The sequence below is a fragment of the Ideonella aquatica genome (assembly GCF_018069755.1).
Lineage (GTDB): Bacteria > Pseudomonadota > Gammaproteobacteria > Burkholderiales > Burkholderiaceae_C > Ideonella > Ideonella aquatica.
The window spans coordinates 73,751-91,876 of sequence record NZ_JAGQDE010000013.1; the positions used below are offsets into that span (position 1 = coordinate 73,751).

Consider the following 18,126-nt stretch of genomic DNA (forward strand, 5'->3'; position numbering starts at 1 on the left):
GCCACGATGCACTGGACGTCGCCACGCGCCACGCCCGTAGACCGCCAGGCAGGAGATCCCTACTTCGCCTGGGCTCGTGCCACCCAGTGGCGTGGCTTTCGTCGCCTGATCGGGGAGCGCCTGGGCTCCGGTGACAACCAGCCGCCGCCGATTCGCATCTTGGTTCAGGCCGCGGAGCATGAATCGGCGCAGCAGGCCATCGATCACTACGAAAGCGTCGGCGTCTGGAGAGTCGCCGAGGTCTACAAGAACAAGCCACTGCGCCACTTTGTCGCCGAGCTGGCCTGCCCAGAGGCGCATGGTCCCGAGGACTTTGATGCCGTCCTGAATGGCTTGGAGAGTCTGCAGTCTCAGGGGCTTCAATGGGAGCTGGCACTGCCCTTTCGCGATGCCGACACCGCGGCACGCGCCCAGGCGGTGGGCGCCTACGGAGAGACCCGGCAGGCGTCGGCGTTCAGCCCGAAGTCAGCCTTCGTACCCCAAGACCTTTCTGACGAGCGGGTGCGCCTAAGTGGTCTGGTGATGGCCGTCGTCGACTTCGGCTTCCCCTTCCTCAACCTGACCTTTCGCGCTCCTAGACGCGGCGAGGACCAGGACACGCCAGCTAGCCGTGTTCACGCCCTCTGGGACCAAGGAGGCGCTTGCGCCCCGCGACCGTACGTAAACCATCTGCCGAGCGGCTGGCCCTGGTCGGACGCAAGCCCCCGAATGGGATATGGGCGGGAGTTGCGCCAGGCCGCCATTCAGGATGTGCTGACCCAGTACTGCAGCCTTAGCCGGTCAGGGCATTTGCCCGATGAGGCCGAGGCCTACCGCATGATCAATTACCTGATCGACTATGACGATCCCCGTCGCCGCGTCTGGGCGGCAACCCATGGCAGTCATGTGACGTCGGTGGCCGCCGGGCAGACCGACCCCTTGAGGCCCGACTCGACCGAGGTCGATGCTGCCGGACAAGCGCCGTTGGTGCTGGTTCAACTCCCCGCACTGACGGCGGCAGACAGCGGCGGAGGCTCGTTGTCGGCCCAGGTGCTCGATGCCGTCCACTATGTGCTCGACCAGTGCAAGCCCGAGGCAAAGATTGTCCTGACGCTGAGCTATGGCAGCCTGGCCGGTCCCCACGACGGCAGCACGCTGATTGAACAAGCTTTGGATGAACTGATCGAACACTTTGAGCAGGGTGGCGGGACGCTGGCTCTGGTGCTCGGGGCAGGCAACAGCCGGCAGGCGGCCTGTCATGTGCGGCGCACGGTGCGCAAGGACCGAAGCGCGCTGCTGCGAGTCGGCCTGGCTGAAGGCGATTACACCGACACCTACGTGGAAACCTGGTTCCAGTCTCGGGACCACCTGTCCAGCGTCGAAGCTCGGGCACGCACCTGCGACGGCGACTGGAGCCCTTGGGTGGCCCCCGGCGAAGAGGCCGTGTTGACGGAAGGCCGATCCGGCGGCGCGCAGGCCGGACCAACCATCGCCCGATTGAGCTTTCAGGAGCACGTTCCCAATGGCAGCAAGCCCCTGCTGTTGCTGGCGATGGCGCCGACTGCGAGGCCGGCCGATGACGACGGGCCGCTGGCGCGCCCGGGCTCTTGGCAGATCGAGATCAAGTTGGATGCCGATGCCTCCGTCACACTCGACGCATGGGTGGAGCGCGACGATCCGGGTTGGCTGGGCTATGGCGTACAGCCGCGTTTCGAGGAACAGCGTTGGGGCGACGATGAAGAAACGCTGAGCAGTCTGGCCTCTGGCCGCTGCACGATCGTGGCCGGCGGTTTCCGATTGTCCAACCGCCAGCGTGCGGACTACTCGGCCATGGGCGCTCGTCAAGGTGCGCCAGTGGTCTACGCCGCCTGCGAGGAGAGCGACATTCTGCCCACGGTCAGGGGCGCCGCCACTCGCTCAGGCGACAGTCTGCGCATCTGCGGCACCAGCGTTGCCGCTCCGGTGCTGGCGCGATGCATCTACAACTGGATGTCGGCTAATCCGGGGGAGCCCATCACAGCCGCTGACTGGCGTGGAACACTTAAGGTCATCGTCGAGGATGAACAGACGAAGGCTATTGAACACGATCGCCCCGCGAAGCTGCGACTCGGAACGGAGCCTTAACCCGCTTCACGACTCAAGTCCCACGCACATAGGGGTTGTACCGCCGTTCCTCGCCAAACGTGCTTTCCGGCCCATGCCCCGGAATGAACAAAGTCTCATCACCCATCGGCCACAGCCGCTGGGTGATGCTGTCGATCAGCTGCGGGTGGCTGCCGCCGGGGAAATCGGTGCGGCCGATCGAGCCGGCGAACAGCACGTCGCCCACGAAGCAGCGCTGGATCTCGGGGCTGTGGAACACCACATGGCCGGGCGTGTGGCCGGGGCAGTGCCGCACGTTCAGCGTGGACTGGCCCAGCGTGACGGTGTCGCCGTCGTGCAGCCAGCGCGTGGGGGTGAACGGCTCGGCTTTGGGGAAACCGAACATCTGGCTTTGCTGCGGCAGGCCGTCGATCCAGAACTGGTCGCCCTCGTGCGGGCCGATGATCGGCAGGCCCAGTTCGCGGGCCAGCTGGCCGGTGCCGCCGGCGTGGTCGATGTGGGCGTGGGTGAGCCACAGCGCCACCAGCTTCAAATCGCGGCGCGCCACCTCGGCCTTCAGCACGTCCAGGTCGCCGCCAGGGTCGATCAGGCTGGCTTCATTGGTTTGGTCGCACCAGAGCAGGGAGCAGTTCTGGGCGAAACCGGTGACGGGGATGGTGTGATATCTCAGCATTGGCCGAAAATGTCCATGGACGAGTCAGTATCGCTCCTCGCCGTTGGTAGGTGACTGAATCTACTCGGAGGATGCGTCATGGTGAGTGGCCAGTCCCCGATGCTCCTTCGTCGCGTGAAACCTCGTACAGGCCGACGTCCGTACGAGATGCTCGCAGACTCCTCCACGGCAATTCTGTGGTCTGGCTCCAACCAGCACGTGCCGGATGATGGACGACAAACGACGGAAGACATGTGCCGAGCCCACTTGGCTGCGGGTTCGCCCCGATCGCGCGCTACTGAACCGTTCGAGGCCTGCCTGCATGGACCTCAATCACCTATTCGTATGAGGTCAATCGACAGAGTTCGAAGTATCCTGAAGTTGACCCAATCTGCATATAGGAGCAAGAAATGGCCGACACCTACCGCAAGTGCAGTTGCATTGCTGCCACGATCCTAGTGGCCGTCTTGTTGAGCGGATGCGCCTCTGCACCAAGGGGTCTGTCCATTTCGCTAACAGAGTTGGGCACCGAGAGTCGCGTTGACGCCGGATCCATGAGTGGAAGATTGCGACACCGACAGTCATACAACATCGCCGGAACGGGTGCGTTTGACACCATCGGAATGCTCAGCGCCGATCCGGATCCGACGGTACTGCCTGAACTCTGGCGTTCAATCTTCAGCAAGGAACATTTGCCCGATCAGTTGGCGTTGCGCATTACACCTGGGCAGTCAAAGGTGTATGTGCGCGATTTCGATGACGGCAAAAGCGTCACATCCGAGGATGTTGCCAAGTTGCGTGACACGCTGCAAACGCTGCAGGGTCTCGCAGTCGAGTCAGCGATCGCACGCAGCCAAGCGACGCTATTGACCCTACTCAAGTCGACGCGCACGGAGGCGACCAAGACAACGGATGAGGTGGTTCTGCAAGGTCTGGTGCAGCGCGAGCAAGCGCTGGTGCAGCTGCTGGGTTCAAGTGGCGTGTCTGGTTTGGACAGTGACGCATCGGTTGATGTGCAACTCGATGCGGCGAACCAGCGCGCCAACATGGTGGACAAGGCGCAAGGCGAGGCAGAAGCGGCACTCCGTGTCTTGCGCGCAAAGCCGGGGATCATCGTGGCACGCTGGAAGCTGGACTCCTCGAAAAGTAGGAGCATCGGCGCAACAGGGATTGGCTACGACAGCAATGACCTTGACGGCGGAGCGGGCTTCGTCGTGCTCGGTGGTCCACGGGTCCTGACGTTGGTGGCTGGTGACGACCTGTTGGCTCGCGCGTGCAGCGCGCGGGGGGCCATTTGCGCCGACAAGCCCTCAGGGAAGAGTTCGCGTGACGGCATGGACAGCGCCATACCATCCGATCATCTGTACGTGACCAGCTATCAGCTATTGGCACGCCATGCGGCTTGGTCTGATGCGCGTTCGATTCGTCGCTTGCGATCCCTTTCCATTAACCTCAATGCGGTCATCGGAAGCCTCAGCGGACTTACTGGTGTGAACGCCCCTCAGCTGCTGGCCGCGCTCAAGAATCTGCAAGTCACGCTGCAGTCAGCAAGCTCGTTAGCCATCGACGCGGAGAACATGGGAGTCCTCTCGGGCGGGAAGCTTTTTCCTATCGACTTTGACTTCATCGACGACGACAAACTTCACGAATCCGTGGACAGGGTCGCCAAATGCAATGCTGAGTACCTGGTCATATCGTCCATGAGGTCGACGCTGGACGGTCATGTCCTGCGCAGTTCTGCCGAGGCGCCGCGGTGGCCCACATCCAAGAATTCTTCGTCGGATAAGTCTTGCGACGAGACGACACCTCCCGAAGGTTTTCGTAAGAAGAAGGAACCATCTACCCAAACCTCTACTGCCCCCAAGGGAAGGTCTGCATAAATCGCCCCACGCCGTGCTTGGCACCGACCTGAAGCCCTGAGACGGTTGGGCCCATGAAGCAGCACAGCCTGGGCCTGGGACAGACGGCCAAGCGAACGCGGCGCCGGGAGTTCCTGGACGAGATGGAGAAGGTCGTGCCCTGGGCTGATCTGGTGGCCTTGGTGTCGCCGTATCTGCCGGAGGGCAAGCGCGGTCGCCCACCGTTCTCGCCCGAGAGCATGCTGCGCATTCACTTCATGCAGCAGTGGTTCGCGCTGAGCGACCCGGCGATGGAAGAGGCGCTGCACGACATGCCGGTGTTTCGGGAGTTCGCGGGCCTGGAAGGCTGGGACGAGCGGCTGCCCGACGAGAGCACGATCCTGCGCTTCCGGCATGTGCTGGAGAAGCACAAGCTGGCTGCCCAGATCCTGCAGACCGTCAACGACCTGCTGAGCGCCAAGGGCGTGATGCTCAAGAGCGGCACGGTGGTGGACGCCACCTTGATCGCTGCACCCAGCTCGACCAAGAACAAGAGCGGCGAGCGCGACCCGGAGATGAAGCAAAGCCGCAAGGGCCAGCAGTGGTACTTCGGCATGAAGTGCCACATCGGCGTGGACATCGAGTCGGGCTTGGTCCACACCGTCAAGGGCACCAGCGGCGCGGTCAACGACGTGATCGAGGCCAACAGCCTGGTGCGCAGCAGCGACCACGAAGTCTTTGCAGACGCTGGATACCAAGGCGCAGGCAAACGGCCCGACGCCCGCGACGATGTGACCTGGAACATCGCCATGCGCCCTGGCAAGCGCCGCATGCTGGACCTGGCCAAGCTCATCGAGGCGCTCACCGAAGAACTGGAGCGGGTGAAGGCCGGGATCAGGGCGCGAGTTGAACATCCCTTCCGAGTGGTCAAGCGCCAGTTCGGACACATCAAGGTGCGCTACCGCGGACTGGCCAAGAACACGGCGCAACTGCACACGCTGTTTGCACTGGCCAATCTGTGGCTGGTGCGGCGCAAACTGATGGGAGCGCAGGCATGAGTGCGTCCGCAGTTCGCGAAAGCGGCCATGCTGGCGCCTCCTTAGGGGCTGATGACCTGCGAGAGCGGGTGAATCCGGGGCTGGCAGCATCACATTCCGATCAGATCAAGGCATCAGCACGCCGCTCGGTGTGTTGTGCAGACCTTCCCAAGAACTGATGGACAAGTAGATCTCTCCAGATCTGTTCGCGGAGGCGCACCAGGCGAGCGTCAGTTCATGTGGGCGGCCAGAGTCCATGTTAAGCGAGCCAAGAGACATCAGGATGAGGAACGCAATTCCCCGCCCACCCCCAAGCCCTTGAATCGGTGCCCTAACATCCACACACCGTGGCCCGCCTCCCCCTCCTCCCCACCCTCATCCCCCTCCTGCTGGCCACCCTCGCCACCACAGCCCTCGCCGCCGCTTCCCTCCCCCTCACCCCCTGCCGCCTCAGCAACGTCGCCCAGGAAGCCCGCTGTGGCACCCTGCAGCGGCCCCTGGACCCGGCGCAGCCGCAGGGCCGGCAGATCACCCTGCAGGTGGCCCTGATCCCGGCGCTGGCGCGCAATGCGCGGCAGGATCCGGTGGTGTTCGTGGCGGGCGGGCCGGGGCAGAGTGCGGTGGATCTGGCGGCGCATGCGCTGGGGCTGTTTCCGCGGCTGCTGAACCGGCGGCCGCTGCTGCTGGTGGACCAGCGGGGCACCGGGCGCAGTGCGCCGCTGTACTGCGATGACCGTGCGTCGCCCACGCGGCCGCTGGCTGAGCTGGTGGATGCGCGTCGTCTGCCGGGCGAGCTGGCGGCGTGTCGCCAGCGGCTGCAGCAGCTGCCGCATGGCGATCTGCGCCACTACACCACCACGGTCGCCAGCGCGGACCTGGAAGCCGTGCGCCAGGCGCTGGGCTTGGGGCCGCTGAACCTGTTCGGTGGCTCCTATGGCACGCGGGCGGCGCTGGACTACCTGCGCCAGTACCCTGGCAGCGTGCGCCGCCTGCTGCTGGACGGCGTGGCGCCGCCCGACATGGTGCTGATGCACTCGATGCCCACCGACCAGCGCGCCACGCTGGACGCGCTGCTGGCCAGCGCCGAGGCGCATCGCCCCGGCCTGGCGCAGCGCTGGCAGGCCCTGCTGGCCGCGCCCGCGCGCGACTGGCCGGTGCGCCACCCCTTCAGCGGCCGCGACGAGACCCTGCCGGTGGACAGCGCGCTGCTGGCCGCATTGGTGCGCCCCGCGCTGTACCAGCCCGCGCTGGCCGCCGCGCTGCCCTCGGCGATCGACCGCGCTGCGGCGGGCGATCTGGGCCCGCTGCTGGCGCTGGCCCTGCCGGGTCCCAGCCCCAGCGGCCGGCCGGGGCTGGCGCAGGGCCAGCATTTCTCGGTGGTGTGCAGCGAAGACGCGCCGCTGCTGAGCACCCAGGCCGCGGCCGCCACCCCCGACCCGGCCGGCACCGAGGCCCTGTACCGCCGCATCTGCGCCGACTGGCCGCGCGCCAGCGTGCCGCCCGAGTTCTACCGCGTGCCCGTCAGCCCGGTGCCGGTGCTGCTGATGTCCGGCGGCCAGGACCCGGCCACGCCGCCGCGCCACGCCCAGCGCATGCTGCAGGCGCTGGGCCCGAAAGCGGTGCATGCGCTGGTGCCGCAGGCCGGCCATGGCGTGTCCAGCCTGGGCTGCCTGCGCGAGCTGATGCACCGCTTCATCGACGCCGACGACGACAGCGCCGCGCTGGCCGCCGCCCGCGAGGGCGCCGATTGCGCGAAGGACGTGCCCCGCCCCACGCCCTGGCGCGCCCTGTCGGAGACCGCGCCATGATCGAGGTGCAGGACCTGCGCAAGCATTTCCCTGGCCCCAAGGGATCTCCCGCCGTGCGCGCGGTGGATGGTGTCAGCTGGGCCGCAGGCGATGCCCGCATCACCGGCCTGCTGGGCCCCAACGGTGCCGGCAAGACCACCACGCTGCGCATGCTGGCCGGCCTGCTGCCGCCCGATGCCGGCACGCTGCACATCGACGGCATCGACGTGGCCGCGCAGCCGCTGCAGGCGCGCGCGCGGCTGGGCGTGCTGTCGGATGCGCGCGGGCTGTACCCGCGCCTGACCGCGCGCGAGAACATCGTCTACTACGGCCGCCTGCAAGGCCTGTCCGACCAGGCCGCCCAGGCCCGCGCCAGCGCACTGGCCGATCAGCTGGGCCTGCAGCCGCTGATGGACCGCCGCACCGACGGCTTCAGCCAGGGCGAACGCATGAAGACCGCGCTGGCCCGCGCGCTGGTGCACGACCCCAGCCACATCATCCTGGATGAGCCCACCAACGGCCTGGACGTGGTGGCCACCCGCGCGCTGCGCGAGGTGCTGCGCCGCCTGCGCGACGAGCAGGGCAAGTGCATCGTCTTCTCCAGCCACATCATGCAGGAGGTGGAACGCCTGTGCGACGCGGTGGTGGTGATGTCGCGTGGCCGCACCGTGGCCAGCGGCAGCGTCGATGACCTGCGCACGCTGAGCGGCCACACCGACCTGGAAGACGCTTTCGTGGCGCTGGCTTATGGAGACGCGCCATGACCCGCGCCTGGCTGGTCTTCCTGAAGGAGCTGCGCGACGCCCTGCGCGACCGCCGCACGCTGCGCGCCGTGCTGCTCAGCGCGCTGCTGCCCGGCCCGCTGATGCTGGTGCTGCTGTCGGTGCTGGTGAGCGATGTCGAGCGCCAGGCCGAATCGCGCGAGCTGGTGGTGGTGGGCCTGGCCCACGCGCCCACGCTGGACAACTACCTGCGGCGTCAGACCTGGACCACCCGCGACGCGCCGGCCGACTACGAAGACGCGCTGCGCCGAAAGCGCCTGGGCGACGCGGTGCTGGTGCTGCCGGCCGATTTCGAGCAGCGTCTGGCCAGCGGCGAGCAGCCGCGCCTGCGCCTGATTTTCGACAGCGCCAACCCGCGCGCCAGTGCCAGCCAGCGCCGCGTGCAGGAGCTGCTGGCCGGCTTTGCGCGTGAACGCGGCACGCTGGCGTTGGTGTCGCGCGGCGTGGCGCCCAGCCTGCTGCAGCCGCTGGCGGTGGACGCCGAGGACCTGGCCGACCCGGCCGCACGGGCCTCCAATTTCACCAGCATGCTGCCCTTCCTGGTGATGATGGCGATGGTCTCGGGCGCGCTGGCCGCCGCGCTGGACAGCACCGCGGGCGAGCGCGAACGCGGCTCGCTCGAGCCGCTGCTGATGAACCCCACACCGGGCTGGTCGCTGGTGGCCGGCAAGTGGGCTGCGGTGGCGCTGCTGGGCATGTTCATCGCGGTGCTGGCCTGCGGCAGCCTGATGCCCGGGCAGTGGCTGCTGCGCAATGAGCAGCTGTCGGCGATGTTCCGCTTCGGCCCGCCCGAGGTGGCCGCCTTCCTGGCCCTGCTGCTGCCGCTGGCCGGCCTGCTGGCCGCGGTGCTGATGGTGCTGGGCATCCATGGCCGCAGCGTCAAGGAAGCCCAGGCCGGCGCCAGCCTGGTGGTGCTGGCGGTGTCCTTCCTGCCGCTGGTGCCCATGCTCAGCACCCGCGGCGAGCAGCCCTGGCAGCTGTGGCTGCCGGTGGTGGCGCAAAGCACGCTGATGTCGCGCGTGCTGCGCGGTGAAGCCATGGCCTGGCACGAGGTGGCCGGCCCGGCGCTGGCCTGCGCACTGCTCACCGTGCTGGCGCTGGCGCTGGTGGTGCGGCAGATGGGGCGGGTGGTGGCGCGCTGAGCGCCAGCCGGCTGCCCAGCCTGATCGCCAGGCCCGCCGCCAAGCCTGCACGCAGCTCCAGCGTCTGGTGGGCGCCGCGGCAGACCGCCGCGGCCCAGGGCCGCAGGCCGGGCACCACGCGCAGCACGCCGCCGCTGCGGTCCAGGAAGACGATGTCCAGCGCGTAGGCCATGCCGACCATGTGCACCGCGGCGCAGGGGCTGAGCCACAGGCCGTCGAGCCGGTCGAGCTGGCGCGTGGCCAGCAGCCCGATCGCCCGCGAACGCCAACGGTTGGCCAGGCCGACGCGGCAGCCGCTGTCACGGCCGTCGATCCACAGCGCCTGGGCAGGCTCCATGCGCCTCAGAGACCCGCGTTGAGGAACTTCATGACGATCGGGAAGCCCAGCACGATGAAGGTGCACGGGAAGATGAACAGGATCAGCGGCCCGAGCATTTTCACCGGGGCCTCCATCGCCAGCTTCTCGGCGCGCTGGAAGCGCTCGGTGCGGCGCTGGTCGCTCTGGGCGCGCAGCACGGGACCCAGGCTGGAGCCCATCAGTTCGCCCTGAACCAAGGCGCTCACCAGGCTGGAGATGGGTGCGAAGTCCATGCGTTCGGCCAGGTCGCGCAGCGCATCAACGCGCGGCTTGCCGGCCCGGATGTCGCGCAGCACACGGTTGATCTCGGTCATCAGCGGGCCGGGCTTGCTGCGGTCAACCGCCTTTTGCAGCGCGCCGGTGAGGTTCAGGCCCGCCTCGATGGCCAGCGTGACGATGTCCAGGAAGTAGGGCATGGCCTTGAGCACCGCCAACTGGCGCCGCTGGGTGTGATCCTTCAGCCAGAGGTCCGGGTAGTACCAGCCCAGCAGACCGCCGCCCAGCAGGGCCGCCAACGCACGGCCATCGATCAGCCCTGTCGCCAGCAGCCCGGCCAGCAGCGCGGACAGCAGCTTGCCGCCAATGAACTGCTCCGGGGTCAGCGCGTACTCCTGGCCAGCCCGCCGCAGGCGGGCCAGGAGCGCCTGTCGCCGGTCTGGCGAGAGCAGCATGGCCGCACTGTGACCCAGGATGTTGATCAGCGGCCACAGGACGCGAAAGCCCGGCGGCGGCTTGTCACGGTAGGTGGTGTCGGCGCGGCCGAGCGTGGTGTACAGGCCCCAGGCCGAGATCAGCAGCAAGGCCACCGCAAGACCGCCCAGCAGGGAAACCATCAGGGGATGGCTCATACGTCGATTGACACGATCTTGCGGATGAAGAACGCGCCCAGCACCAGCAGCACCGCAATCGCGGCCATCGCGCCCCAGCCATACAGGGTGGTGAACAGCGGCATCATGGCCGGCGGATCCATCACGTACAGGATGGCGGCCAGGAAGATCGGCAGCAGGCCGACGATGATCCCCTGCAACTTGCCCTGCGAGGTGAGCGCGCGGATCTTGCCTTCCATCACCGCCTTGGCGCGCAGTGCCGAAGACAGCCGCTCAAGGATCTCGGAGAGGTTGCCGCCCACCTCCTTGGCGATCGTCAGCGCCGAGACGAAGAGGTCGATCTCCTCCATCTTCAGCCGCTGACCCATGCCGCGCAACGAGTCTTCCAGCGCCAGACCCAAGCGCTGCTCGCGCAGCAGCAGCGAGAACTCCTGCGACAGCGGGGCGGGACTCTCGCGCACCAACAGGTCCAGCGCGTTTTGCAGGCTGGCACCGGCGCGCAGTGCGCCGGCCATCATCGTCAGCCCATCGGGCAGCTGCTGCACCAGCCGTGAGGCGCGGCGGTGGCGCATCACCACCCAGGCCAGGCGCGGCAGCCCGGCGCCCAGCAGGCCGGCCAGCAGCGCCAGCACCGGCGCGCCGCTGAGCAGCCAGACCAGCAGCGGCAGCAGCATGAACATCAGCAGGTTCAGGCGGAACAGGCGGCGCGGGTCAATGAACAGGAACATGTCCGCCAGCGTCACCCGGGCGTGCTCGGTGAAGCTGGCCCGCCAGTCGATGTAGGCGCCGCGTGCCGCACGCAACAGCAGCAGCACGCTGGCAAAAACCAGCAGGGCGATCACCAGCATCTCGGCGTTCATGGGCGGCGCAGCCGTGCCACTTCTTCTGCCGGCATACCGGCGAAGAAGATGTCCAGGTCGAGCGGCACACCGATGCGCTGCAGTTGCTCGTAGAACTCCGGCACGAAGCCGCGGCCGGTGAAGTGGCCGCGGGTCTTGCCCTGGTGGTCGACGCCAGACTGCTGGAAGGCGAAGACCTCCTGCAGCTGGATGCGACCGCTTTCCACGCCGGTCACTTCAACGATGCTGGTGATCTTGCGGGTGCCACAGGCAAAGCGCGTCTGCTGCACGATGATGTCCAGCGCCGAGGCCACCTGTTCGCGGATGGCCGTCACCGGCAGATCCATGCCGGCCATCAGCACCATCACCTCCAGGCGCGCCAGCATGTCGCGCGGGCTGTTCGCATGGGCGGTGGTGAGCGAGCCGTCGTGACCGGTGTTCATGGCCTGCAGCATGTCCAGGGCCTCGCCGCCGCGGCACTCGCCCACCACCACGCGGTCGGGCCGCATGCGCAGCGAGTTCCTCACCAGGTCGCGGATCGACACCGCCCCCTTGCCCTCGATGTTCGCCGGGCGCGCTTCCATCGACACCAGGTTCGCGTGGTGCAGCTGCAGCTCGGCGGCGTCCTCGATCGTGACGATGCGTTCGCCGTCGGGGATGAAGTTGGACAGGATGTTCAGCAGCGTGGTCTTGCCCGATCCGGTGCCGCCGGAGATCAGCATGTTCTTGCGCTGCTCCACGCACACGCGCAGAAACTCGATCATTGCCGGGCTGGCCGATCCGAACTTCAGCAGGTCGCTGGAGCCCAGCTTGCGCCGGGAGAACTTGCGGATCGTGATCGACGGGCCCTTGAGCGCCAGCGGCGGAATCACCGCGTTGACCCGCGAGCCGTCTTTCAGGCGCGCATCGACCATGGGCGAGCTCTCGTCGATCCGGCGCCCGATCGGCGCGACGATGCGCTCGATCACGCCCTGCACCGCGCGATCGCTGGTGAAGTTGACCGGCCAGCGCTGCAGCCGGCCGGCGCGCTCGACGAAGACCTCGTCGTGGCGGTTGACCATGACCTCGGTGACCGAGGCGTCGGCCAGCAGCGGCTCGAGCGGACCCAGGCCAATGGCCTCGTCGCGCACCTCCTCCAGCAGGCGCACGCGGTCCACCTGTGGCGGCAGATCGGCCGACATCTGTGCGATGAGCTCGCGGATCATCCGCTCGGTCAGCTCGCGCAGTTCGGCGTCGCCCATGCGGTGGGTGTCAACGCGGCGCACATCGAAGGCATCCAGCAGCCGGCCATGCAGTGCGCGGCGGTAGCGGTAAAGGGCATCGTCGGCGTCGGCGTTGGCGTCGGTCGCCGGGGCGGGCTCTGCGATGCCGGCCGACGACACCCCGGCGACCCGCTGCAAGGTGTCAGCGGGCGCGGCCGTCTCGGTGGCGGCCACAGGCGACCGCTGCAGGCGCACCGTCAACAGGTGCCCGCCAACGCGCAGCTGGTCCTGTTCGTCCACCTCGGCCATGCCGTCGATCTTGCGCTCGTTGATCAGCGTCCCGAAGGCTGACGCCAGATCGCGCACAAAGACGCGATCGTTGGAGACGAAGACCTCGGCGTGCCGGCGGCTGACGCGCCAGCCCGGCAACGTGACCTCGCAGTCGAGCTCCTTGCCAATGACGAAGCGAAGCCCCTCCAGCCGCAGCGGACTGGCCTGTCCGGGAACCCCGTCAACCACCAGCACCGGGCTCATCGTGACATGTCGAAGCGGCCTTCGATCGTGTTGGGCGTGACGCGAGGCGATACCTTGTCGGCAGCGACGCCGGCGGCCGCGGAGGCCTTCTCCAGCGCCTCGCGGTTGATCGCCGAATCGGGGGTGATCACCCGCGGCGTGGCAATCACGAACAGCTCGGTCTGCTCGGTGGTGTTCTCACGTGAGCGGAAGAGGCTGTTGACCACCGGGAGGCGCGCCAGGCCGGGGATACCGTCCATGGCGCGTTCGGCACGCTGGCGCAGCAGGCCGGAGATCACCAGCGGCTCGCCCTGGCGCAGCGCCACGCGGGTCTCGGTGCGGTGCGTGGTGAAGGCCACGTAGCCGGCGTTCGAGTTGCGCGCGTCGGGCTCGGAGACTTCGACCATCAGCGCCGAATCGATGTTGCCCTCGCCATCGGCCACAGGCTTGAACTCGATGCGCACGCCGTACTGCTTGTACTCCACAGTGACCGCGCCCAGACCCTGGGTGACAGGGATCGGGATCTCGCCGCCCGCCAGGAAGCTGGCCTCGCCGCCACTGCGGCAGCTCAGGCGCGGCTCGGCCAGGGCCCACGCGTCGCCGTTCTGCTCCAGCAGGTTGATGGCCGAGCTCAGCTGCGTGGCCAGGCCGAAGTAGCTGCGCGCCGGCACCACGCTGCTGACCTGCGGCAGGCCGGTGTTGTCGGCAGGCCGCCACGGCGTGTTGCTGTAGCCCAGGATGTTGGTGGCGACGCTGGGGCCACGCGCGCTGCTGCCCCACTTCACGCCAAGCTGGTCCAGCGCGCGCTTTTTCACCTCGACGACGCGCAGGTCGATCTGGACCATGCGTTCCATCTGCAGCGGATCGGCATCGGCCGGCCGCTCGGCCACCAGATTCAGCGCCTGGGGAAAGCTGGCGGCCAGCTTGTTCATGCGGGTGGCCGTTTCGGCATCGGGGTACCGCCCCTCCATCACGATGCGGTCGCCCACCTGGCGCGCGGTGACGCCGGGCACCGCACGGATCAGTTCCTGCAGATCCTCCAGCACCCGCGAAGCACGCACCGCCTCGACCTTGAGCTGGTAGCTGATCTGCCGGCCCGACTTGAGCCAGACATGCATCGTCGTCTCGCCGGCGGCCTCGGCCAGCAACACGATCTCACGGTCATCCACGACGGTGGCCTTGACCACGGCGCCGTTGCCGATGGCGATGCGGCTGATCGCCGGCAGGCCGATGGTGCCCACTTCGCCCACCACCATGCGCCGGTTCGGGCCCAGCTCGACCTCGGGGGCGGGTGCAGGCGCTGGCGCGCGAGCCCAGGCGCGCTGGGCGGGCAGGACGCGGGTCTCGATCTGTGTGCCACGCGCTGTGGACACGGGCGCCGTGGTCGCGCTGGCCGGCAGGGGGGGGGCGGGCGGGGGCGCCAAGACGGCCGAAGCGGCGGGTACAGCGGAGGGTACAGCGGCGGACACCGCAGCTGCTGCCATGACCGGCCAGGCGAGACAGGCGGTCAGGCAGCAGCAGCAGACCAGGGCGGGGGCGGACGTCAGGGCGCGCAGCAACAACGGCATCTCCCGGGGCGGGTGGGTCGGTGGCATGGCGTCAGTGGCTGTCTGTGGCCCGTGGCCGGGCAAGGGCCTGTGCGGGTGTGCTCGCCGGCCCCATCCAGCCCTTGAGCAGCGGCGCCAGACCGGACACCTTGGCTTCGGTGACGTCGGCCAGACCCCCGCCCTGCCCGCCGACGATGAACTCCACGCTGCGGCGAACCGCCTCGGCCGGGCGCTGACCGATCAGTGACGCGCCGCTCATCACCGGCGTGCGGTTGGGGTCGGTGTCGTCCGGGTTGCGCAGCAGTGCGGTCAGCCGACCGGCGGCGCGGGCGACGATGATGCGGTCAGCCTCCTCGGGGCTGACCTCCAAGGTGATGGTCGAGTAGGACGATTCGGTGCCATCGTCCCGCCGGCTGACCCGCTGGTCGGTGGCCAGCACCGGCACCTTGGACAGCAGCGGCAGCGTCAGCTCCTCGTCGCGCTCGGCCCCCTGCGGCGCCGCGGCCCGGCCGGAGTAGACCAGGTCGATGAAGTCGCCGGGCTTGAGCATGCCGGAGATCGAGTTGACCGAGTCGACCTCGACCGTCATGGCCCGCTGGCCCTTCTTCAGCGTGGCCGAGAACACGTACTGGCCACCGCCCTCGGCATGCATCGGCAGCAGCACTTCGCCACGCTTGATCGGCAGGGTCAGCCGCTGGCGCTCGAAGTCACCGAACTGCTTGGGTAGCACGGCGTTCTGGTGCACGAACTCCTTGGGCACCTCTCGAATGGCCATGACCTCGGCCGAGATGGGCTCGCCGCGGTCCAGGTCGCGCTTGGCGACGACCACGCTGACCATCACGCGCCCCCGACGGCTCTCCTCCTCCAGTTGAGCCAAGCGGCTGTGGATCAAGTCATTGCTCAGGTAGACGGCGCCGACGCCCAGCGCGATGGCCAAGCCCAGCAGCAGCCAGTGGGTGTTGATCTGGGGTCGGGGAAGCCGCATGGTCAGGGCAGCGAGAGGAAGTAGGTGAGGTTGCGGTAGAAGAGCCGGACCATGTCCGCCAGGTGCTGCGCTCCGGTTCGGCCATCGACATCGATCACGAACAAGGCCGCCACCAGTGCCGAGACGACCACCAGGTACTCGACCATGGACTGCCCGGCTTCGCTGCGGGGGCCAGGGCGTCGGTGTTCAATGGTCTTCGTCATGGCTCAGCGTGTCAGGGCGGCGGTGGCGGGCGTGAGCAGGTTGACCGTGGCGACGCCTCGCTGCGCGTGCGGCTGCCAGCTGATCACCACGTCGACGCTTTGCGGGGCGCGCTCGAAACTGGCCAGCCAGCCGCGGCCGGCTTCGGCGTTGGCGGGGCTTTCGCGGTCGAAGGTGGTGCGCCAGCCCTGTCGCTGCCAGTGATCGCGCCAGCGGCGGACCTGCACCTCGAAGGGCGCCTGGCTGACCAGCGTCACGTGCTCACTGCGCACCGGCCCGTCGGTGGAGGCCATGCTCTGCGCGATGCGGTGGTCTGCAAAGCGAGGCAACCAAGGCGGTGCCAAATCGCGCTGAAGTCCCTGGACGTGGCCCCAGCTGATCAGCCCTTCCGAACCCCGACCTTCTGGATGCTCGCGCACCTGAACGGCCACCTGCAGGCCGCCAGCCAGCGTCGACAAGGCCAACCAGCCTCCGGTATCGACCCGACGCGGCGTGCCCACGGGCCGGCGCGCCCATTCACGTTCGTAGAAGCCCAGCACCTCGCGCGGCGTCAGCTCGGACGCGAAGTGCTGCAGGCGGGTTGGCAAGCCATTGACCACGGCGTCGTTGGTGACCCACTCGGCGTGGCTGCGCGGCGGCAGCTTCACCTCGGGCCACTCGACCGGCGCGGCGACGGCGGCGCTCACGATCGTCCAGACCAGCAGGCCCACAAGCGGCTTCATGGCACGCAGGGTCCTGCGGTACCTGCCCCCTCCAGGCGGCTGGCGTAGATCGGGTCGGGCTTGATGCAGCCCAGCACCGGCCCCTCGGGCTCGAACAGCGAGACGGCCCGTTCCAAGAAGCCGCTCAACATGCCGGGCACCAGGGTCAGCGGGACGATGACCGCCGCCGCATCTCGGGTGGCTTGCGAGCCGCTGCTGCCCAGCGCATTGGCGCCCGCGGCGGTGGCGGCGGCCAGTGTCAGGCGATCGGCCTTCAGTGTCTCGGCCAGCGGCAGCCGGTTGACCAGCGAGACTTCCACCCGAGCGACGGTGCCCGGGGGGTAGTGTTTGCCGGCCGACCTGGCCATGGCCTTGGCCTCAGCCAGCGGTCCCTGGCTGCCCATCGCAACCCCGCTGAAGACCACGCGCACGTCCTCGGGCTTCTGCAGCAGCGCCCGGCCGGACAGGTCCAGCCACAGCGAGGTCTGCCCCTTGGCGCCCTGGATCGACGCGACGCTGTCGTCGGAGCGCAGCCTGCCGCCATGCAGGTGGCTGCCGTGCAGGAAGAACCGAGCCCGCATCTGGTCCTGGATCCGGTCCTCCGACAGGCCCGGGTGCATGGCCTTTTGCATGGCAGCATAGCGGCTGGCCTGCGTGGCGGTCTGGTTCAGGTCACCATAGCGGCCCAGGTAGCTGATGCCCAGAAACAGCGGCAGCAGCACCGCCAGGGCCACCAGGAACTCGGCCATCGATTGGCCGTGCTGGCGGGATCGCGGCGCGCTCATCGGCCGGCCCCCAGGGCTTGCTTGTGCGGCTGGCGCAGGAAGGCCTCGACGCTCTCGCGTGAGAAACGGGTGGGTGGAATCGGCGTGCCGTCGCTGAACTCGGCGAGCCTCATCTCCGCAGACATGGGAAAGATGGCGCCGACGTCGCCGCCGCGGTCATTTCTGTTGTCCAGGCGCATGCGCACGACGACCTGCTTGGCGCCGCTGGGAAGGGCCACATGCGAGCGGCGAGCGTAGAGGCAGTGGTCGTTGCCGCTGCGCTTGCCCAGCGGCGTCTTCAGCTCTCGGGAGACGATGTCTTCGGTCCAGATGCATTGAACGCCCAGTCCGGCATCGTCGACGGGCAGGCCGCTGAGGTCGACCTCGCGCTTGGGGGGGCGGCCATGACACACCACCGAGTTCTCGAACACCGCGACTTGAGGAACATCGCTTTCACCGGGCATGTACGGTCCCTTGGTCCCGCTCAGCGCGCGTCGGCATCCGTCAATGATGTCGACGTGGAAGCTGCGCCAGATGATGGGCTGACAGTTGGAGTCGACGACAAAGACCGCGTTGATGGTGTACTTCGCCCACCGTTCGCCGTCGAAGAGTACTTCGCTCTGCTCATGGGGTGCCTGCTGCAACTGGGCCGCTGACAAGAGGGGCACAGGGGCGGCGGGCAGTCCTTTGCGGGTCCAGCATATGTGGGACATCAGTTCCAGATACTCCTGGATCGTTGCCGGGTGCGCGTAGCCTCGCAATACCACCCGCAGGGGCCCACCATCGGCGACGGCCGAGCCAGTGAGCAGCATCCACAGCAGCAGCCCGAGAGCCCAGATGCGGCCTCGGCCACGGACATCGCAGCGCAT

Annotated in this window: 17 protein-coding genes; 6 read left to right on the forward strand and 11 right to left on the reverse strand. The window is 68.0% G+C overall.

What is annotated here, in order from left to right; genetic code table 11:
• Positions 1 to 6: 6 nt before the first annotated feature.
• Positions 7 to 2,103 carry a S8/S53 family peptidase gene (locus tag KAK06_RS15160; RefSeq protein WP_210802964.1) on the forward strand — a complete coding sequence of 699 codons (2,097 nt, stop codon included), beginning with the start codon at positions 7 to 9 and terminating at the stop codon, positions 2,101 to 2,103.
• Positions 2,104 to 2,116: 13 nt separating this feature from the next.
• Here the strand turns inward: KAK06_RS15160 and KAK06_RS15165 are convergent, their stop codons facing one another.
• Positions 2,117 to 2,755: an MBL fold metallo-hydrolase gene (locus KAK06_RS15165; protein WP_210802965.1), complete on the reverse strand. Its 639-nt coding sequence runs from the start codon at positions 2,753 to 2,755 to the stop codon at positions 2,117 to 2,119.
• A gap of 389 nt (positions 2,756 to 3,144) precedes the next feature.
• On the opposite strand from KAK06_RS15165, the gene KAK06_RS15170 reads away from it, so the two are divergent.
• The 5 genes from KAK06_RS15170 to KAK06_RS15190 all read left to right on the forward strand — a co-directional run bounded on the left by KAK06_RS15170 (position 3,145) and on the right by KAK06_RS15190 (position 9,320).
• Positions 3,145 to 4,614, forward strand: a complete 1,470-nt coding sequence (locus tag KAK06_RS15170; protein WP_210802966.1) for a hypothetical protein — start codon at positions 3,145 to 3,147, stop codon at positions 4,612 to 4,614.
• A 53-nt stretch (positions 4,615 to 4,667) separates the two neighbouring features.
• Positions 4,668 to 5,630, forward strand: a complete 963-nt coding sequence (locus tag KAK06_RS15175; RefSeq protein WP_210802967.1) for an IS5 family transposase — start codon at positions 4,668 to 4,670, stop codon at positions 5,628 to 5,630.
• Between the two features lie 326 nt (positions 5,631 to 5,956).
• Positions 5,957 to 7,417, forward strand: coding sequence for an alpha/beta fold hydrolase (locus KAK06_RS15180; protein ID WP_210802968.1), 1,461 nt, complete (start codon positions 5,957 to 5,959; stop codon positions 7,415 to 7,417).
• On the forward strand, positions 7,414 to 8,160 hold the full coding sequence (locus tag KAK06_RS15185) for an ABC transporter ATP-binding protein (RefSeq protein ID WP_210802969.1): 747 nt from the start codon (positions 7,414 to 7,416) through the stop codon (positions 8,158 to 8,160). The genes KAK06_RS15180 and KAK06_RS15185 overlap by 4 nt, the downstream gene beginning before the upstream one ends.
• Positions 8,157 to 9,320, forward strand: coding sequence for an ABC transporter permease (locus tag KAK06_RS15190; protein ID WP_210802970.1), 1,164 nt, complete (start codon positions 8,157 to 8,159; stop codon positions 9,318 to 9,320). Before KAK06_RS15185 ends, KAK06_RS15190 begins: the two co-directional genes overlap by 4 nt.
• Here the strand turns inward: KAK06_RS15190 and KAK06_RS15195 are convergent.
• From KAK06_RS15195 to KAK06_RS15240, 10 genes are all read right to left on the reverse strand, one after another.
• Positions 9,262 to 9,657: a DUF192 domain-containing protein gene (locus tag KAK06_RS15195; RefSeq protein WP_210802971.1), complete on the reverse strand. Its 396-nt coding sequence runs from the start codon at positions 9,655 to 9,657 to the stop codon at positions 9,262 to 9,264. The two genes, KAK06_RS15190 and KAK06_RS15195, sit on opposite strands and share 59 nt — an antisense overlap.
• Positions 9,658 to 9,662: 5 nt before the next feature.
• Complete coding sequence (locus KAK06_RS15200; protein ID WP_210802972.1) at positions 9,663 to 10,526, reverse strand: type II secretion system F family protein; 864 nt, start codon at positions 10,524 to 10,526, stop codon at positions 9,663 to 9,665.
• Positions 10,523 to 11,365, reverse strand: coding sequence for a type II secretion system F family protein (locus tag KAK06_RS15205; protein ID WP_210802973.1), 843 nt, complete (start codon positions 11,363 to 11,365; stop codon positions 10,523 to 10,525). The genes KAK06_RS15200 and KAK06_RS15205 overlap by 4 nt, the downstream gene beginning before the upstream one ends.
• Entirely contained in the window at positions 11,362 to 13,080 is a 1,719-nt protein-coding gene (locus tag KAK06_RS15210) for a TadA family conjugal transfer-associated ATPase (protein WP_210802974.1), read from the reverse strand. The genes KAK06_RS15205 and KAK06_RS15210 overlap by 4 nt, the downstream gene beginning before the upstream one ends.
• On the reverse strand, positions 13,077 to 14,432 hold the full coding sequence (locus KAK06_RS15215; RefSeq protein ID WP_210802975.1) for a type II and III secretion system protein family protein: 1,356 nt from the start codon (positions 14,430 to 14,432) through the stop codon (positions 13,077 to 13,079). Before KAK06_RS15215 ends, KAK06_RS15210 begins: the two co-directional genes overlap by 4 nt.
• Positions 14,433 to 14,658: 226 nt before the next feature.
• Entirely contained in the window at positions 14,659 to 15,591 is a 933-nt protein-coding gene (cpaB, locus tag KAK06_RS15220) for a Flp pilus assembly protein CpaB (RefSeq protein WP_210802976.1), read from the reverse strand.
• A gap of 2 nt (positions 15,592 to 15,593) precedes the next feature.
• Positions 15,594 to 15,794 (reverse strand): hypothetical protein, encoded by a 201-nt coding sequence (locus tag KAK06_RS15225; protein WP_210802977.1) that lies wholly within the window; start codon positions 15,792 to 15,794, stop codon positions 15,594 to 15,596.
• A 3-nt stretch (positions 15,795 to 15,797) separates the two neighbouring features.
• Positions 15,798 to 16,514 (reverse strand): hypothetical protein, encoded by a 717-nt coding sequence (locus tag KAK06_RS15230; RefSeq protein WP_210802978.1) that lies wholly within the window; start codon positions 16,512 to 16,514, stop codon positions 15,798 to 15,800.
• Positions 16,511 to 17,278, reverse strand: coding sequence for a TadE/TadG family type IV pilus assembly protein (locus KAK06_RS15235; protein WP_210802979.1), 768 nt, complete (start codon positions 17,276 to 17,278; stop codon positions 16,511 to 16,513). The genes KAK06_RS15230 and KAK06_RS15235 overlap by 4 nt, the downstream gene beginning before the upstream one ends.
• A complete protein-coding gene (locus tag KAK06_RS15240; RefSeq protein WP_210802980.1) occupies positions 17,275 to 18,126 on the reverse strand; it encodes a hypothetical protein in 852 nt (283 codons plus the stop codon). Before KAK06_RS15240 ends, KAK06_RS15235 begins: the two co-directional genes overlap by 4 nt.

Excerpts from the sequence above, each read along its gene's own strand:
- KAK06_RS15160 (WP_210802964.1), top strand. The coding sequence starts at position 7 with ATGCACTGGACGTCGCCACGCGCCACGCCCGTAGACCGCCAGGCAGGA.
- KAK06_RS15165 (WP_210802965.1), bottom strand. The coding sequence starts at position 2,755 with ATGCTGAGATATCACACCATCCCCGTCACCGGTTTCGCCCAGAACTGC.
- KAK06_RS15170 (WP_210802966.1), top strand. The coding sequence starts at position 3,145 with ATGGCCGACACCTACCGCAAGTGCAGTTGCATTGCTGCCACGATCCTA.
- KAK06_RS15175 (WP_210802967.1), top strand. The coding sequence starts at position 4,668 with ATGAAGCAGCACAGCCTGGGCCTGGGACAGACGGCCAAGCGAACGCGG.
- KAK06_RS15185 (WP_210802969.1), top strand. The coding sequence starts at position 7,414 with ATGATCGAGGTGCAGGACCTGCGCAAGCATTTCCCTGGCCCCAAGGGA.
- KAK06_RS15190 (WP_210802970.1), top strand. The coding sequence starts at position 8,157 with ATGACCCGCGCCTGGCTGGTCTTCCTGAAGGAGCTGCGCGACGCCCTG.
- KAK06_RS15195 (WP_210802971.1), bottom strand. The coding sequence starts at position 9,657 with ATGGAGCCTGCCCAGGCGCTGTGGATCGACGGCCGTGACAGCGGCTGC.
- KAK06_RS15200 (WP_210802972.1), bottom strand. The coding sequence starts at position 10,526 with ATGAGCCATCCCCTGATGGTTTCCCTGCTGGGCGGTCTTGCGGTGGCC.
- KAK06_RS15205 (WP_210802973.1), bottom strand. The coding sequence starts at position 11,365 with ATGAACGCCGAGATGCTGGTGATCGCCCTGCTGGTTTTTGCCAGCGTG.
- KAK06_RS15210 (WP_210802974.1), bottom strand. The coding sequence starts at position 13,080 with ATGAGCCCGGTGCTGGTGGTTGACGGGGTTCCCGGACAGGCCAGTCCG.
- cpaB (WP_210802976.1), bottom strand. The coding sequence starts at position 15,591 with ATGCGGCTTCCCCGACCCCAGATCAACACCCACTGGCTGCTGCTGGGC.
- KAK06_RS15225 (WP_210802977.1), bottom strand. The coding sequence starts at position 15,794 with ATGACGAAGACCATTGAACACCGACGCCCTGGCCCCCGCAGCGAAGCC.
- KAK06_RS15230 (WP_210802978.1), bottom strand. The coding sequence starts at position 16,514 with ATGAAGCCGCTTGTGGGCCTGCTGGTCTGGACGATCGTGAGCGCCGCC.
- KAK06_RS15235 (WP_210802979.1), bottom strand. The coding sequence starts at position 17,278 with ATGAGCGCGCCGCGATCCCGCCAGCACGGCCAATCGATGGCCGAGTTC.
- KAK06_RS15240 (WP_210802980.1), bottom strand. The coding sequence starts at position 18,126 with ATGCGCTGCGATGTCCGTGGCCGAGGCCGCATCTGGGCTCTCGGGCTG.